Genomic DNA, 16,230 nt, shown 5'->3' with positions numbered 1-16,230 from the left:
AAACCCTACCTTTTCTTTTTATAAATTGGTTTTCTCTTTTTAATTTCTTCCAAAAAACGAACATAGTTCTCGTATCTACTTTTAGCGATATCGCCTGTTTCTACTTGCCGTTTAACCTCACAATCAGGCTCATTTAAGTGGAGGCATTCACGAAAACGACAGTGTGGTGAGGCTTGCACAAATTCTGGGAATTGTTTTGCTAACTCTCTTTCAGTGATATCAAAGAAATTAATCGCACTAAATCCTGGTGTATCAGCAACCAACCCATCCGCAATTGAGAGTAATTCAACATGCCTAGTGGTATGTCGGCCACGGCCTAAAGCGTCAGAAATTTCTGCTGTTTCTAATTCTAACTGTGGCATTAAACGATTCAATAAAGTTGATTTCCCCGTACCAGATTGACCGGTAAAAACCGTTAAACGATCAGGAAATAAACCGATTAGTTTTTCCATCGCCTCTTCCTCATTCGAAACAATCACAGTATAACCAATTTTTTGATAGGTTGAGATAATTTCATTAAGCAGTTTATTTTCTATTTGTAAATCGGCCTTACTCAAATAAATAATCGGTTCGATATCTTCATATTCAATACTTACTAAAAAACGATCTAATAAAAAATAAGAAAATTGCGGTTCAACCAAACTTATTACAATGATTCCTTGATCAACATTTGCTACTGGTGGGCGTAACAATTTATTCTTTCTAGGCAATATCTCAAGTAAATAACCTTCAGTTAAATTTTCACTCTCAAAAACAGCATAATCTCCAACTAAGGGAGTAATTTTTCGATTACGAAAGTTTCCACGGGCTCTTGTTTGATAAATTTTACCTTCTGAATAAATATAGTAAAATCCGCTCAACGCTTTTTGGATTTGACCCTTCAATAATCCGCCTCCTTTATCTTTTTAATTGTATTGTATCATATTTCAATTTCAGTTATATCTCAACTCATACAAAAAAAGGCACTAGAAGAAAAGAAATTTCCTTTCCTCAAGTACCTTTATTACAATAAAAAATCGGGAAGACAGGATTCGAACCTACGACCCCTTGGTCCCAAACCAAGTGCTCTACCAAGCTGAGCTACTTCCCGTTACGCGCCCAGAAGGATTTGAACCCTCAACCTTCTGATCCGTAGTCAGACACTCTGTCCAGTTGAGCTATGGGCGCAATACAATGAAACAATGCCGAGGACCGGAATCGAACCGGTACGGTAATACACTTACCGCAGGATTTTAAGTCCTGTGCGTCTGCCAGTTCCGCCACCCCGGCGTGGTTTTGGCATCAAGCGGAAAACGGGATTCGAACCCGCGACCCCCACCTTGGCAAGGTGGTGCTCTACCGCTGAGCTATTTCCGCAGCTCTTTAGATGCCGGCTAAAGGACTTGAACCCTCGACCCTCTGATTACAAATCAGATGCTCTACCAACTGAGCTAAGCCGGCGCATGTCTATCATGCCATGCGGGTGAAGGGACTTGAACCCCCACGCCTTGCGGCGCTAGATCCTAAATCTAGTGCGTCTGCCAATTCCGCCACACCCGCTGATTGATCTAAAATGAGTCGTACAGGGTTCGAACCTGTGACCCTCTGATTAAAAGTCAGATGCTCTACCAACTGAGCTAACGACTCAATGGAGGTTATAGGGCTCGAACCTATGACCCTCTGCTTGTAAGGCAGATGCTCTCCCAGCTGAGCTAAACCTCCTGATTCCGCGTGGCGACGTCCGACTCTCACAAGGGGATAACCCCTCACTACAATTGGCGCTAAGAAGCTTAACGACTGTGTTCGGCATGGGAACAGGTGTCTCCTTCTTGCGATCGCCACCACACACAAAATCATGTTGAGTGAACCTTTCGTTCTCTCAAAACTGGATGAAAAACAACCTCCATTCGCAACCGAAAACCCTTGAACCTGTGGTTAAGTCCTCGATCGATTAGTATCCGTCCGCTCCAACCCTCACGGGTCTTCCACTTCGGACCTATCTACCTGATCTTCTTTCAGGGATCTTACTTTCTTTGAAGAAAGGGGAAATCTCATCTTGAGGGGGACTTCACGCTTAGATGCTTTCAGCGTTTATTCCTGCCCTACATAGCTACCCAGCGATGCCGTTGGCACGACAACTGGTACACCAGCGGTAGGTCCATCCCGGTCCTCTCGTACTAAGGACAGCGCCTCGCAAATTTCCTACGCCCGCGACGGATAGGGACCGAACTGTCTCACGACGTTCTGAACCCAGCTCGCGTGCCGCTTTAATGGGCGAACAGCCCAACCCTTGGGACCGACTACAGCCCCAGGATGCGACGAGCCGACATCGAGGTGCCAAACCTCCCCGTCGATGTGGACTCTTGGGGGAGATAAGCCTGTTATCCCCAGGGTAGCTTTTATCCGTTGAGCGATGGCCCTTCCATGCGGAACCACCGGATCACTAAGCCCGACTTTCGTCCCTGCTCGACTTGTCTGTCTCGCAGTCAAGCTCCCTTCTGCCTTTACACTCGTTGAATGATTTCCAACCATTCTGAGGGAACCTTGGGCGCCTCCGTTACCTTTTGGGAGGCGACCGCCCCAGTCAAACTGCCCATCTGACACTGTCTCCCGCCACGCTGAGTGGCGCGGGTTAGAGTGGCCATAACGCAAGGGTAGTATCCCACTGATGCCTCCTTCGAGACTCGCGTCCCGAATTCTACGGCTCCTACCTATCCTGTACATGCGGTACAGACACGCAATATCAAATTACAGTAAAGCTCCATGGGGTCTTTCCGTCCTGTCGCGGGTAACCTGCATTTTCACAGGTACTAAAATTTCACCGAGTCTCTCGTTGAGACAGTGCCCAAATCGTTACGCCTTTCGTGCGGGTCGGAACTTACCCGACAAGGAATTTCGCTACCTTAGGACCGTTATAGTTACGGCCGCCGTTTACTGGGGCTTCAATTCGTACCTTCGCTTACGCTAAGCACTCCTCTTAACCTTCCAGCACCGGGCAGGCGTCAGCCCCTATACGTCATCTTACGATTTTGCAGAGACCTGTGTTTTTGATAAACAGTCGCTTGGGCCTATTCACTGCGGCTGCTCGTTAGAGCAGCACCCCTTCTCCCGAAGTTACGGGGTCATTTTGCCGAGTTCCTTAACGAGAGTTCGCTCGCTCACCTGAGGATACTCTCCTCGACTACCTGTGTCGGTTTGCGGTACGGGCCATTGCCTTCTTGCTAGAAGTTTTTCTTGGCAGTGTGACGCCAGAACTTCGGTACTTAAATTTCCCTCCCCGTCACAGCTGGTCGTTGTCAAGAAAAAGCCTTTCACTCTTTCTCCGACTCACTGCTTGGACAGACCTTTCCATTCGTCTGCTTTCTTTTGCCTCCTGCGTCCCTCCATCACTCAAATGAAGACAACAGGTACAGGAATATCAACCTGTTGGCCATCGCCTACGCCTTTCGGCCTCAGCTTAGGTCCCGACTAACCCTGGGCGGACGAGCCTTCCCCAGGAAACCTTAGTCTTACGGTGGACAGGATTCTCACCTGTCTTTCGCTACTCATACCGGCATTCTCACTTCTAAGCGCTCCAGCAGTCCTTACGATCTGCCTTCTCTGCCCTTAGAACGCTCTCCTACCAATGCACCTAAAGGTGCATTCCACAGCTTCGGCAGTATGTTTAGCCCCGGTAAATTTTCGGCGCAGGGTCACTCGACTAGTGAGCTATTACGCACTCTTTCAATGATGGCTGCTTCTGAGCCAACATCCTAGTTGTCTGAGCAACCCCACCTCCTTTTCCACTTAACATACATTTAGGGGCCTTAGCTGGTGGTCTGGGCTGTTTCCCTTTCGACGATGGATCTTATCACTCACCGTCTGACTGCCGAGGCAAAATGAATGGCATTCGGAGTTTATCTGCATTCGGTAACCCGAAAGGGCCCCTCGTCCAAACAGTGCTCTACCTCCATCATTCGTTCCTCGACGCTAGCCCTAAAGCTATTTCGGAGAGAACCAGCTATCTCCAAGTTCGTTTGGAATTTCTCCGCTACCCACACCTCATCCCCGCACTTTTCAACGTACGTGGGTTCGGTCCTCCAGTGCGTTTTACCGCACCTTCAACCTGGACATGGGTAGATCACCTGGTTTCGGGTCTGCGTCGACTGACTCAAAGCGCCCATTTCAGACTCGCTTTCGCTGCGGCTCCGTCTTTTTACGACTTAACCTCGCCAGCCAACGCAACTCGCCGGTTCATTCTGCAAAAGGCACGCTATCACCCATTAACGGGCTCTAACTTGTTGTAAGCACACGGTTTCAGGATCTCTTTCACTCCCTTCCGGGGTGCTTTTCACCTTTCCCTCACGGTACTGGTTCACTATCGGTCACTAGGGAGTATTTAGCCTTGGGAGATGGTCCTCCCGGTTTCCGACGGCATTTCGCGTGTGCCGCCGTACTCAGGATCCGTTAAAACAAGTTGCCGGCCTTCGCCTACGGGGCTCTTACCCGCTCTGGCGGATCGTTCCAGATCCTTTGGCTGCCCTTTTTCTTGTGCTGTTAACGTCCTACAACCCCAAGATGCAAGCATCCTGGTTTGGGCTCTTCCCGTTTCGCTCGCCGCTACTCAGGGAATCGAGTTTTCTTTTTCTTCCTGCAGGTACTAAGATGTTTCAGTTCCCTGCGTCTACCGCTTGCCTGCTATGTATTCACAGATCAAGCCACATTCGATTAAAAATGCGGGGTTTCCCCATTCGGAAATCTCTGGATCCTAGCTTACTTACAGCTCCCCAGAGCATATCGGTGTTGGTCCCGTCCTTCATCGGCTCCTAGTGCCAAGGCATTCACCGTGTGCCCTTTTCTACTTAACCTTACTCGACCTTACGGTCGAGGGACCAACGATGGTTCTATACTTTTAGCGATAAAAGCCCATCGATGGCCGCTTTTTTTTTGAACTCTTTCAAAAACGCGTTCAACGCGATTCTCGGTTGGTGTTGATTGTTGTTTTTCTATCCAGTTTTCAAAGAACCAAAGGTAACGACCTTAAAGGTCGTTCATGGAGCCTAGCGGGATCGAACCGCTGACCTCCTGCGTGCAAAGCAGGCGCTCTCCCATCTGAGCTAAGGCCCCCTTGCGGGGGTAGACCTCTCAAAACTGAACAAAGCGCAAACGATGTGTAAAACTTCCGTAATTTTTCCTTAGAAAGGAGGTGATCCAGCCGCACCTTCCGATACGGCTACCTTGTTACGACTTCACCCCAATCATTCATCCCACCTTAGGCGGCTGGCTCCTCTAATGAGGTTGCCGCACCGACTTTGGGTGTTACAAACTCTCGTGGTGTGACGGGCGGTGTGTACAAGGCCCGGGAACGGATTCACCGCGGCATGCTGATCCGCGATTACTAGCGATTCCGGCTTCATGCAGGCGAGTTGCAGCCTGCAATCCGAACTGAGAGAAGCTTTCAGAGATTCGCGCGGCCTTGCGGCTTGGCTTGCTCGTTGTACTTCCCATTGTAGCACGTGTGTAGCCCAGGTCATAAGGGGCATGATGATTTGACGTCATCCCCACCTTCCTCCGGTTTGTCACCGGCAGTCTTGCTAGAGTGCCCAACTGAATGCTGGCAACTAACAATAAGGGTTGCGCTCGTTGCGGGACTTAACCCAACATCTCACGACACGAGCTGACGACAACCATGCACCACCTGTCACTTTGCCCCCGAAGGGGAAACGCGATCTCTCGCGTGGTCAAAGGATGTCAAGACCTGGTAAGGTTCTTCGCGTTGCTTCGAATTAAACCACATGCTCCACCGCTTGTGCGGGCCCCCGTCAATTCCTTTGAGTTTCAACCTTGCGGCCGTACTCCCCAGGCGGAGTGCTTAATGCGTTAACTGCAGCACTGAAGGGCGGAAACCCTCCAACACTTAGCACTCATCGTTTACGGCGTGGACTACCAGGGTATCTAATCCTGTTTGCTACCCACGCTTTCGAGCCTCAGCGTCAGTTACAGACCAGAGAGCCGCCTTCGCCACTGGTGTTCCTCCATATATCTACGCATTTCACCGCTACACATGGAATTCCACTCTCCTCTTCTGCACTCAAGTGATCCAGTTTCCAATGACCCTCCCCGGTTGAGCCGGGGGCTTTCACATCAGACTTAAATCACCGCCTGCGCTCGCTTTACGCCCAATAAATCCGGACAACGCTTGCCACCTACGTATTACCGCGGCTGCTGGCACGTAGTTAGCCGTGGCTTTCTGGTCAGCTACCGTCATAGAAAAAGCATTGCCTCTTTTTCCTGTTCTTTACTGACAACAGAGCTTTACGATCCGAAAACCTTCTTCACTCACGCGGCGTTGCTCGGTCAGACTTTCGTCCATTGCCGAAGATTCCCTACTGCTGCCTCCCGTAGGAGTCTGGGCCGTGTCTCAGTCCCAGTGTGGCCGATCACCCTCTCAGGTCGGCTATGCATCGTTGCTTTGGTGAGCCGTTACCTCACCAACTGGCTAATGCACCGCGGGACCAGCCATCAGTGACGCAAAAAGCGCCTTTTAGCTTTCTTTCAGGCGAAAGAAAGCCTTATGCGGTATTAGCACCTGTTTCCAAGTGTTATCCCCCGCTGATGGATAGGTTCCCCACGTGTTACTCACCCGTCCGCCACTCCGCTTCAAAAGAAACCGAAGTTTCGATCGAAGCAGCGTTCGACTTGCATGTATTAGGCACGCCGCCAGCGTTCGTCCTGAGCCAGGATCAAACTCTCATCTTGAATTTGATCGATCAACACCGTTGATCGTTTCAGCTCTTGTTACTTTTACGCTTGCGTCTTGCTTGCGTTGTTGTTAATGTTTGTTGCTTCTTTTAGAAGCGCCCTACACATTGGTTCGTTTGCTTGCTTTGTTCAGTTTTCAAAGGTCTACTATTTGTCGCCGTAGCAACTTTTATATCTTATCAGCGTGACAAGCTTTTGTCAATGCTTTTTTACAAAAGTTTTACAGCTTTATTTTACTAGCTTCAATCAGTGAATTTTATATTTTTAATGTACTAACCTATTCGCTAGTTTTAAAAATAATTGCTCTGTCTGAAGACAAGTAATAATATACCAATAAACTAATCATTCGTCAATAGAAAAATCGTTGTTATGTCAACGTTTCTAGTTGTTTCGCTTTCTTTTGGTTTACAGCCGGTTTTTGTTCGCTTCTATTAAATAAATCCCCTAAAACTCATTACTTTTTTAATACAATGTTCGTTTTTTAAAAGAGACTCCTCATAACAATTTCTATTATTCTCTAAAGATTAAGTATAAACTTATCAAATTTTCCTTTTTTTTGGTAAAATACAACTAAAGATTACCGTTAACTAATGAGGAGGACTCTAAATGAAAATATTAGTCGCTGACGATGATAAAGAAATTGTTGAATTATTAAGTATCTACTTACACAACGAAGGTTATGAACCCGTTGTAGCTTATGATGGAAAAGAAGTACTATCAAAAATACACACTCTTTCAGATATAGAACTTGTTATCTTGGATATTATGATGCCAGAATTAGATGGGATGCAGGTCGTTAAGACATTAAGGAAGGAATCGCAAATCCCCATTATACTATTAACTGCCAAAACTACTGATATGGATAAAATCAAGGGCTTAGTCGCTGGTGCAGATGATTATGTAATAAAACCATTTAATCCATTAGAAGTAATGGCGCGGGTTAAATCTTTACTAAGAAGAACACAAATGCAAGTATCTTCGGAACAACCAGATATTTTGGAAATTAGTTCGCTTGTTATTAACCGAGATTCCCACGAAGTAAGAACAGTCGGTGGTAAAGAGATTCAATTGACTGCTTTAGAATTTGGCATACTTTATTTACTAGCTTCACATCCAAACCGTGTCTTTAGTGCTGATGAAATTTTTGAACGCGTCTGGAAACAAGAAAGTGTCGTTTCAGCTAAAACAGTCATGGTTCACGTGAGTCATTTACGTGACAAAATTGAAGAAGCCACTGGAGGAGAAAAAATCATTCAAACCGTATGGGGAGTTGGCTACAAGATCGATGCGAAATAAAAGAGAACCCAAAAAAAGAGTCGTTCTTACATCAAAAGAAATCAGTGAGCTATTTGTTGAAGCGATCATCACAATTATTTTGTTAATTATTGTTAATATAGCGATGTTGGTCCTTCTTTCTTCTATAGTAAATAACACTCCTGCTTTAAATGAAGCGGTGTTTGAATCACGAACTAGTTTTGTAAGAAACTTTAATACGGATATTTTCCTTAGCGCAAAAAACTTTTTAATTCCCGTATTACTTATTTTAGATATTATATTTTTATATTGGCGTTTGATTCGACGCTACCGTCAAATGCAACAACGTCATATCATTAGCGAGTTACATTACATTGCAAATGGTCATTATGATCATCGCATCCCTTTTGAACTACGTGGCGATTTGGCACGGCTAGTCGATAGCATTAATGGCTTAGTAGACAGTACAGTTACAGCTATTGAAGAAGAACGTCGTATTGAAAAATCAAAAGATGAGTTAATTACAAATATTAGTCATGACCTTAGAACCCCTTTGACTTCAATTATCGGTTATTTAGGATTGATTGAAGATCAACAATATCACTCAGAAGAAGAACTATTGAAATACACACATACAGCTTTTGTTAAAGCAAAACAAATGAGGTCCTTGGTTGATGATTTATTTGAATATACTAAAGCTCGCCAGCCGAGTGATCCAGTCAACCTGATGACTTTTGATATGGTACAATTAGTAGAACAGTTGGCCGCCGATTTCGAACTTGAAGCTCGTAATAAGGGAATTACCATTGAAACTACTGCTCAGCCACAACAGCTTTTAATGGAAGGCGATACAGAAAAATTAGTGCGTGTCTTCAATAATTTACTTTCAAATGCTTTAAAATACGGTAAAGGTGCTGATAGAATTATTATTCAACTGGAAAAAACTGGAACTGAAGCAGTTATTTCGGTGAAAAATAATGGCAAAATGATCCCTAAACAATCATTAGATTCACTATTCGACCGCTTTTACCGAGTGGAAGAATCACGCTCACAAGAAACAGGAGGAACCGGGCTAGGCCTAGCTATTGCTCAAAGCATTGTTGCTTTGCACGGTGGTTACATTTACGCAAAATCCAATCCTGATTGGACCTCTTTTATCATCCATTTACCATTAACGAGTAATAACCAAGCTGCTAGTTGACGAAACAATTTTTTTCAGCTATGCTAAATGCATCATAATAACAAGCAGAAAACCTAGTACATGATTTATCCTTTTAAGAGAGCTGGTGGTTGGTGAAAATCAGTAAAGGAAAATGATGGAATCCAGTTTTCAATGCTTCTTTTAAAAAAAGAACCTGCGCTCTTTGGTTACAAGAGACAAGTGCGGCCTCACAGCCGAACTTGGGTGGCACCGCGAAAAACTATTTCGTCCCAAGCAAAATCAGCTTTGGGAAGGAATAGTTTTTTTATTTTATAATTTTTGAGGAGGAAAAATAGTGTTAGATATTAAAATGGTTCGTGAACACTTTGATGAAGTCAAAGAAAAATTGCAAACTCGAGGAGTTCCAGAAGAAAACTTAACTGAATTTCTTCGTTTAGATAAAAAACGTCGCAGTTTATTAGTTGAAACCGAGGAAAAGAAAAAATACCGTAATAACGTATCTGAAAAAATTGCGCAGGCAAAACGTAATAAAGAAGACACATCAGAACAAATTAGTGAAATGCGTGAAATCGGCAGCAAAATCAAGGAATTGGACAAAGAACTTGCTGACATTGATGAAAGCTTAAAAAATATAGCTACGGCTCTACCAAATCTTCCTCATAGCAGTGTGCCTATAGGTGACGATGAAGAGGATAATGTGGAAGTACGGAAATGGCACACGCCTCAAACCTTTGATTTTGAGCCAAAAAACCATTGGGATATTGCAGAAAAATTGGACATACTGGACTTTGAACGAGGAGCAAAAGTTTCGGGTAGTCGTTTTGTTTACTACAAAGGACTAGGTGCTCGTCTAGAACGTGCATTATATAACTTCATGCTAGATCAACATGTATACCAACAAGGGTATACTGAAATGATTCCGCCATATGCTGTAAACAGTCAAGCAATGTTTGGAACCGGCCAATTTCCTAAGTTTACTGAAGACGTTTTTCAACTAGAAGATAGTGATTTAAGCTTGATCCCCACAGCTGAGGTTCCTTTGACAAATTACTATAGCAATGAAATTTTAGATGAAAGTCAACTGCCAATATATTTCACCGCACTAAGTCCTGCATTTCGCTCAGAAGCGGGTAGTGCTGGCCGCGATACTAGAGGCTTAATTCGTCTACACCAGTTTAATAAGGTAGAAATGGTCAAATTTTCAGATAGTGAACATTCCTATGATGAATTAGAAAAAATGACTGCTGATGCAGAAGCCATCTTACAAAAATTGGGGCTTCCTTATCGTGTGATTACTTTATCAACGGGGGATATGGGATTTTCTGCAGCTAAAACTTATGACTTAGAAGTATGGATTCCGGCACAAAATATGTATAGAGAAATCAGTTCTTGTTCAAACTGCGAAGATTTCCAAGCACGTCGAGCAATGATTCGTTATCGAGATACAGAAGGAAAACCACACTATGCCCATACATTAAATGGTTCTGGTCTAGCTGTAGGTCGTACAGTGGCTGCTATCTTAGAAAACTATCAAAACGCAGATGGTACCGTAACAATTCCTGAAGTACTTGTCCCTTATATGGGAAATACGACAAAAATCGGATAAATAAAAAAACATGCTATCGTTTGAGCTCTATAGTGACCCGCAAAAATTAGTTTTTCAGTCTAATTTTTGTGGGTCACTATTTTCGTTAGCATGCTTTTTATTTTATTGTTCAACCGAATAATTTGGCGCTTCTTTTGTAATTTGGATATCATGAGGATGTGATTCTCTTAAACCATTGCCGCTCATTTGAATAAATTGCGCATCATCACGTAATTCTTTTAAATTAGCTGCTCCAACGTATCCCATACCAGATCTTAGGCCGCCTAGCATTTGAAAGATAATATCTCCCACGCTACCTTTATAAGCAACTCGGCCTTCAATACCTTCTGGAACTAATTTATTTGCTTCATTGACGCCACCTTGAAAGTAACGATCACTGGAGCCTTTTTCCATCGCGCTAAGCGAACCCATACCGCGGTAAGTCTTAAAACGACGACCTTGATAGATCTCAAATTCACCTGGTGATTCCTCTGTTCCTGCCAGCATACTACCCAACATTACAGCGTAGCCGCCTGCTGCTAGAGCCTTTACGATATCTCCAGAGAATTTAATTCCACCATCAGCGATAATTGTCTTGCCATATTTACGAGCAACAGAAGCTGCGTCATAAATAGCAGTTAACTGTGGCACGCCCACACCGGCAACAACCCGAGTCGTACAGATTGAACCAGGACCAATTCCTACTTTTACCACATCGACTCCGGCATCGTATAAAGCTTTTGTTCCCTGCGCCGTTGCAACATTCCCCGCAATCAATGTAGTTTTCGGAAATTGTGTGCGCATCTCTTTGATTTTACGCAATACACCTGCGCTGTGACCGTGAGCCGTATCGATAACAACAGCATCAGCTCCTGCTTCTATTAAAGCTTGTGCACGTTCAGGTGTATCACTAGTGATGCCAACTGCCGCTGCAACTAACAATCTTCCATGCTCATCTTTGGCAGCATTAGGAAATTGAATGACTTTTTCAATATCTTTAATAGTAATTAACCCGCTCAATTTCCCTTCATCGTCAACAATTGGTAGTTTTTCAATTTTATGCGCTTGTAAAATCCCTTCTGCATCTTCCAAAGAAGTTCCTACCGGAGCTGTAATCAAATCATCCTTGGTCATAATTTCACCAATTGGGATGGAATAATCAGTAACAAAACGTAAATCGCGATTCGTCATAATCCCCACCAATTTACGATTTTCCATCGTTTCTACTACTGGGATACCACTAATTCGGTAACGACTCATTAGTTCTTCTGCCTCAGATACTAAATGATTAGGCGTTAAAAAGAAAGGATCAATAATCACGCCACTTTCGGACCGTTTTACTTTACGTACCTCATCGGCTTGTGCTGCAATCGACATATTTTTATGAATAACTCCCAGCCCGCCTTGTCTGGCCATCGCAATAGCCAGATTACTTTCTGTTACGGTATCCATACTGGCACTTAAAATCGGAATATTAAGCTGGATATTCTCAGCTAATTTTACCTTCATATCTACATCGTTAGGTAGCACGTGACTTTCTTGCGGGATAAGTAGGACGTCATCAAACGTTATTCCCTTTTTTTCAAATTTAGTTTCCCAGTTGGACATTAGCTGTAACACTCCTTCAATTTAAGATCAGCAAAAATAATTTTACTGTCGTTAGGTAAATCAATATATTTTAACGAAAATAGCAAAAATAATGCTTGAAGTCAACCATTATGGTAAAGAAAAAAGGGCCCTAATGAGGAACCCTTGTCTATTTACTGCTTAGGCATCGATAAACTGCCAATGATATTGTATCTTTTCTTTAAATAATAACGAAGTAACAAAGAGGCACCGCCAATAAGAACCAAAAAGAATGGGTCTAAAACCGGATTGATTACACCTGGCAATAAGGCAGATAATGAAATGACTGCTGTCCATACGAAAAACGAAGCAATTAAAATCAATATCGACTTCCATAATTTTGGACGCTGACTCTTATCCGCACCTGGGCGTTCGTATTGATACATATATTTATACATCAAATAAAAGACCCAACCGCCGACCATTGCCATTAATATCAAGGTAACAATACCATAAACTTGGTTATTTTGATTAGAGAATAATCCTACAATTCCCATCATCAAACCAAAGACACCTAAGATCAATAAAGTATTATCCACCCACATCAAAACGGGCCTTGTAGTTTCAACTTTTGTCGGGGTAGCTAAAATTGCTTCTGTTCGTTCTGAAACTGTACCATAAAGTTGTCGAGCCGTAGTGCCATTTTTTTGTTCTTGCACTAACACCGGTAACATCTCATGAAACACTTGTACTTTTTCTTCTTCTGATAAATTCGCAGCATCAAGTGCTTTGTTTAAATCAAAAATATATTGTTGATTTCTTTTGGTTAATTGTTCTTCCCACTCGCGATTTTTTGCAACGTATTCTCGCAGCTTTTCTGCTTCCATGGTCTTCGTTTCTCCCTTCTTGCCTGATAAACAAGCATTTGACAAGAATTATTTTAACATAGTTCATTCGTACTTTGATAGTCTATTATACATTGAAACGGAATAACATGACATCGCCATCTTGGACCACATAGTCCTTACCTTCAAGCCGAACACGACCTGCTTCTTTAGCTGCATGCATACTTTCAAATTTATCAAGATCGTTAAAAGATACCGTTTCAGCTCGGATGAAACCCCGTTCAAAATCAGAATGAATAATTCCTGCAGCCTGAGGTGCTTTGATGCCTTTATGAAACGTCCAAGCACGCACTTCTGGTTCGCCCGCCGTAAAATAGGTCGCTAGACCTAATAAATGGAAAGAAGTACGAATTAATTGATCCAATCCGCTTTCTTTAATGCCTAGATCTTCCAAAAATTCTACTTTATCTTCGTCGTCTAATTCAGCAATTTCTTCCTCAATTTGGGCACAGACAGTAATAACTTCCGCTTTTTCTGTTGCTGCAAATTTTTGTACTTCTTGCACATAGTGATTGTTCGTAGGGTCTTGGACATCATCTTCTGCCACATTGGCAACGTATAAAACAGGTTTAATTGTCAATAAGAACAAGTCTTTGACAATCGGTTGCTCTTCTTCAGAAAATTCAATGGTCCGAGCCGATTTTCCTGCCTCCAAAACTGGTTTAATTTTATCTAAAACAGCTAATTCGGCCATCGCTGCTTTATCTTTTGTCTTAGCCACTTTTTCAACCCGGCTGTACCGTTTATTAACTGTTTCCAAGTCAGCCAAGATTAATTCTAAATTAATCGTTTCAATATCGGCTAAAGGATCGATTCGTCCATCTACGTGGGTGACATTATCATCGTCAAAACAACGCACCACATGGCAAATGGCGTCTACTTGACGGATATGACTTAAAAATTGATTTCCCAGCCCCTCACCTTCACTTGCTCCTTTAACGATCCCGGCAATATCGGTAAATTCAAAGGTCGCAGGCGTGGTTTTTTTGGGTTGAAATAAATCAGTTAAACGTTGCAAGCGCCAATCAGGTACTTCGACCATCCCTACATTGGGGTCAATAGTTGCAAAAGGGTAATTTGCTGCTTCTGCGCCAGCTTTTGTAATTGCGTTAAACAAAGTGGATTTGCCGACATTAGGCAACCCCACGATTCCAGCGGTCAATGCCATCTATTTTCACTCTTCCTTTTTCTTTTCAATTACTTTTTTCATTTTCTTTTCAAATTCACGGCGCGTCATCATGACTATATGGCCGCAATTCTCGCATTTTATTTTAATATCGGCTCCCATGCGTATGATCAGCCAGCGATTGGTTTGACAGGCATGAGGTTTTTTCATTTCTACAGTATCACCTAGGTCATACATAAGCATTCTCCTTATTTATTCTTCATCAAAGTGAATATTTAAGATATCTAATATACGCGTCAAATCATTTTGCGATAAATAGTCAATCTCAATTCTTCCTTTGCCTTTTTTCTCTTTAATCTGTACACTCGTTCCAAATTTATCCATCAAACGATCTTCGCTTTCGCGCAGATAATAGGGCTTTTCTTTCACTACACGAGGAACTTTCTTTTTATCTTTTGCTTCATTGGCATCTGTGACTAACTGTTCTAGTTGACGTACAGTCAAGTTTTCTTTCACACAACGGTTCGCAAGTTTCAACATTTGCTCTTTGTTTTTCAAGCCTAGTAGTGTACGCGCCTGTCCCATCGATAACCGATCGTCTTGAACCATTTCCTTCACTAATTTTGGTAAAGTTAAAAGACGTAAATAGTTTGCAATATAAGGTCGGCTTTTGCCTAAACGTTCGGCTACTTCTGCTTGGGTTAAATGAAGATTTTTCATTAGCATTTCATAAGCTTCTGCTTCTTCTAAGGGATTCAAATCTTCCCGTTGTAAGTTTTCCAAAACAGCTACTTGCATCATTGCTTCTTCATCAAAATCGCGAATAATTGCTGGGATGACTTCTTTTTTGGCTAGCTTCGAAGCACGGAAACGACGTTCACCGGCAATAATCTCATAACCTTTTACTTTAGATTTACGTACAATAATCGGCTGAAAAACGCCTGATTTTTCAATCGAATTCGCCAACTCTTGTAATGATTTTTCTTCAAATGTTTTTCGTGGTTGGTAAGGATTCGGGCGTAACTCATTTAATGAGAGTTCAACGATTTTTTCCGTTGCAACATCAACCTCTTCAATATCTGATAGGTCTTGAAACAACGCATTGATTCCTTTTCCTAAACTTTTATTTTGCTTTTTCACGAGTCAACACTTCCTTTGCTAGTGCTTGATAGACTTCAGAGCCTTTGGAACGCAAATCATAATCAACAATTGATAGCCCGTGACTAGGCGCTTCAGATAAACGAACATTTCGGGGAATAATTGTATCATAGACTTTCTCTTGGAAATAGCGGCGAACTTCGCCTACAACTTCCACCCCAAGATTGGTGCGTGCATCATACATTGTCAATAAGACGCCCTCAATTTCCAATTCAGGATTAAAGTGTTTTTGCACCAAACGAACAGTATTTAATAATTGACTTAATCCTTCTAAGGCATAATACTCACACTGTACCGGGATCAAAATCGCATCGCTCGCTGTAAAAGCGTTAATAGTTAGATGCCCTAGTGACGGCGGACAATCGATCAAGATGAAATCATACTGATCTTTGATTTCATCAATAGCCGTACGCAGGCGTGACTCCCTCGCCATCATAGATGTTAATTCAATCTCTGCGCCTGCTAATTGGAGAGTCGCTGGTACAACATCTAAATTAGCGCGAGAGCTAGGTAATATCGTATCTTCAATATTGATCTCATTAATCAAAACATCATAAACATCTTGTACCACGTCAGGTTTACGTATACCGACACCGCTGGTTGCATTCCCTTGCGCATCGATATCTACTAGCAAAACTTTTTTATCTAGGTAAGCCAAACATGCGCCTAAATTAACCGCTGTAGTCGATTTACCGACGCCACCTTTTTGATTTGCAACAGAAATAATACGAACCATAAAACTCTCCTTCTCTGT

General features: G+C 42.9%; 10 protein-coding genes, 9 tRNA genes, 3 rRNA genes and 1 other annotated feature. Of the genes, 3 read left to right on the top strand and 19 right to left on the bottom strand.

Annotation, left to right across the window (positions count from 1 at the left end):
* Positions 1–5 precede the first annotated feature (5 nt).
* From rsgA to C7K43_RS10685, 13 genes are all read right to left on the bottom strand, one after another.
* Entirely contained in the window at positions 6–884 is an 879-nt protein-coding gene (gene rsgA / locus C7K43_RS10745; RefSeq protein WP_124006842.1) for a ribosome small subunit-dependent GTPase A, read from the bottom strand.
* Between the two features lie 132 nt (positions 885–1,016).
* Positions 1,017–1,090: transfer RNA gene (locus tag C7K43_RS10740), tRNA-Pro, on the bottom strand.
* 3 nt (positions 1,091–1,093) lie between these two features.
* Positions 1,094–1,167, bottom strand: a tRNA-Arg gene (locus tag C7K43_RS10735).
* Positions 1,168–1,182: 15 nt separating this feature from the next.
* A tRNA-Leu gene (locus C7K43_RS10730) sits at positions 1,183–1,269 on the bottom strand.
* A 15-nt stretch (positions 1,270–1,284) separates the two neighbouring features.
* A tRNA-Gly gene (locus tag C7K43_RS10725) sits at positions 1,285–1,356 on the bottom strand.
* A gap of 11 nt (positions 1,357–1,367) precedes the next feature.
* Positions 1,368–1,440, bottom strand: a tRNA-Thr gene (locus C7K43_RS10720).
* A gap of 17 nt (positions 1,441–1,457) precedes the next feature.
* A tRNA-Leu gene (locus C7K43_RS10715) sits at positions 1,458–1,539 on the bottom strand.
* A gap of 14 nt (positions 1,540–1,553) precedes the next feature.
* Positions 1,554–1,626: transfer RNA gene (locus C7K43_RS10710), tRNA-Lys, on the bottom strand.
* 2 nt (positions 1,627–1,628) lie between these two features.
* Positions 1,629–1,701, bottom strand: a tRNA-Val gene (locus C7K43_RS10705).
* 7 nt (positions 1,702–1,708) lie between these two features.
* A 5S ribosomal RNA gene (gene rrf / locus C7K43_RS10700) occupies positions 1,709–1,825 on the bottom strand.
* Positions 1,826–1,910: 85 nt separating this feature from the next.
* Positions 1,911–4,826 (bottom strand): 23S ribosomal RNA (locus C7K43_RS10695).
* A gap of 186 nt (positions 4,827–5,012) precedes the next feature.
* Positions 5,013–5,085: transfer RNA gene (locus C7K43_RS10690), tRNA-Ala, on the bottom strand.
* Between the two features lie 72 nt (positions 5,086–5,157).
* A 16S ribosomal RNA gene (locus tag C7K43_RS10685) occupies positions 5,158–6,717 on the bottom strand.
* Together the 16S, 23S and 5S rRNA genes with 9 tRNA genes alongside form the textbook arrangement of a ribosomal RNA operon.
* A gap of 609 nt (positions 6,718–7,326) precedes the next feature.
* Here C7K43_RS10685 and croR point away from each other — a divergent pair.
* The 3 genes from croR (at position 7,327) to serS (ending at position 10,742) form a co-directional block, all read left to right on the top strand.
* Complete coding sequence (gene croR / locus C7K43_RS10680) at positions 7,327–8,016, top strand: response regulator transcription factor CroR (RefSeq protein ID WP_124006841.1); 690 nt, start codon at positions 7,327–7,329, stop codon at positions 8,014–8,016.
* Positions 8,006–9,175: a sensor histidine kinase gene (locus C7K43_RS10675; RefSeq protein WP_124006840.1), complete on the top strand. Its 1,170-nt coding sequence runs from the start codon at positions 8,006–8,008 to the stop codon at positions 9,173–9,175. Before croR ends, C7K43_RS10675 begins: the two co-directional genes overlap by 11 nt.
* A 34-nt stretch (positions 9,176–9,209) precedes the next feature.
* Positions 9,210–9,411 (top strand) — a binding site (T-box leader).
* A 59-nt stretch (positions 9,412–9,470) separates the two neighbouring features.
* Positions 9,471–10,742, top strand: coding sequence for a serine--tRNA ligase (gene serS / locus C7K43_RS10670; RefSeq protein WP_124006839.1), 1,272 nt, complete (start codon positions 9,471–9,473; stop codon positions 10,740–10,742).
* A gap of 102 nt (positions 10,743–10,844) precedes the next feature.
* On the opposite strand, the gene guaB is transcribed toward serS, so the two are convergent.
* From guaB to C7K43_RS10640, 6 genes are all read right to left on the bottom strand, one after another.
* The gene (guaB, locus tag C7K43_RS10665; RefSeq protein WP_124006838.1) at positions 10,845–12,329 is read right to left on the bottom strand and encodes an IMP dehydrogenase; all 1,485 of its coding nucleotides are present in this window, start codon (positions 12,327–12,329) and stop codon (positions 10,845–10,847) included.
* Positions 12,330–12,481: 152 nt separating this feature from the next.
* Entirely contained in the window at positions 12,482–13,174 is a 693-nt protein-coding gene (locus tag C7K43_RS10660; RefSeq protein WP_124006837.1) for a DUF1129 domain-containing protein, read from the bottom strand.
* Between the two features lie 85 nt (positions 13,175–13,259).
* Complete coding sequence (ychF, locus tag C7K43_RS10655; RefSeq protein WP_124006836.1) at positions 13,260–14,360, bottom strand: redox-regulated ATPase YchF; 1,101 nt, start codon at positions 14,358–14,360, stop codon at positions 13,260–13,262.
* Positions 14,361–14,366: 6 nt separating this feature from the next.
* Positions 14,367–14,555, bottom strand: a complete 189-nt coding sequence (locus C7K43_RS10650; RefSeq protein ID WP_124006835.1) for a DUF951 domain-containing protein — start codon at positions 14,553–14,555, stop codon at positions 14,367–14,369.
* Between the two features lie 15 nt (positions 14,556–14,570).
* Positions 14,571–15,458, bottom strand: coding sequence for a ParB/RepB/Spo0J family partition protein (locus tag C7K43_RS10645; RefSeq protein WP_124006834.1), 888 nt, complete (start codon positions 15,456–15,458; stop codon positions 14,571–14,573).
* Complete coding sequence (locus tag C7K43_RS10640) at positions 15,442–16,212, bottom strand: ParA family protein (protein ID WP_124006833.1); 771 nt, start codon at positions 16,210–16,212, stop codon at positions 15,442–15,444. Before C7K43_RS10640 ends, C7K43_RS10645 begins: the two co-directional genes overlap by 17 nt.
* Positions 16,213–16,230 lie beyond the last annotated feature (18 nt).

The sequence above is a fragment of the Tetragenococcus koreensis genome, assembly GCF_003795145.1.
Classification (GTDB): domain Bacteria; phylum Bacillota; class Bacilli; order Lactobacillales; family Enterococcaceae; genus Tetragenococcus; species Tetragenococcus koreensis.
Note: the sequence above shows the minus strand (reverse complement) of the source record. Positions and strands in the feature narration are given on the sequence as shown.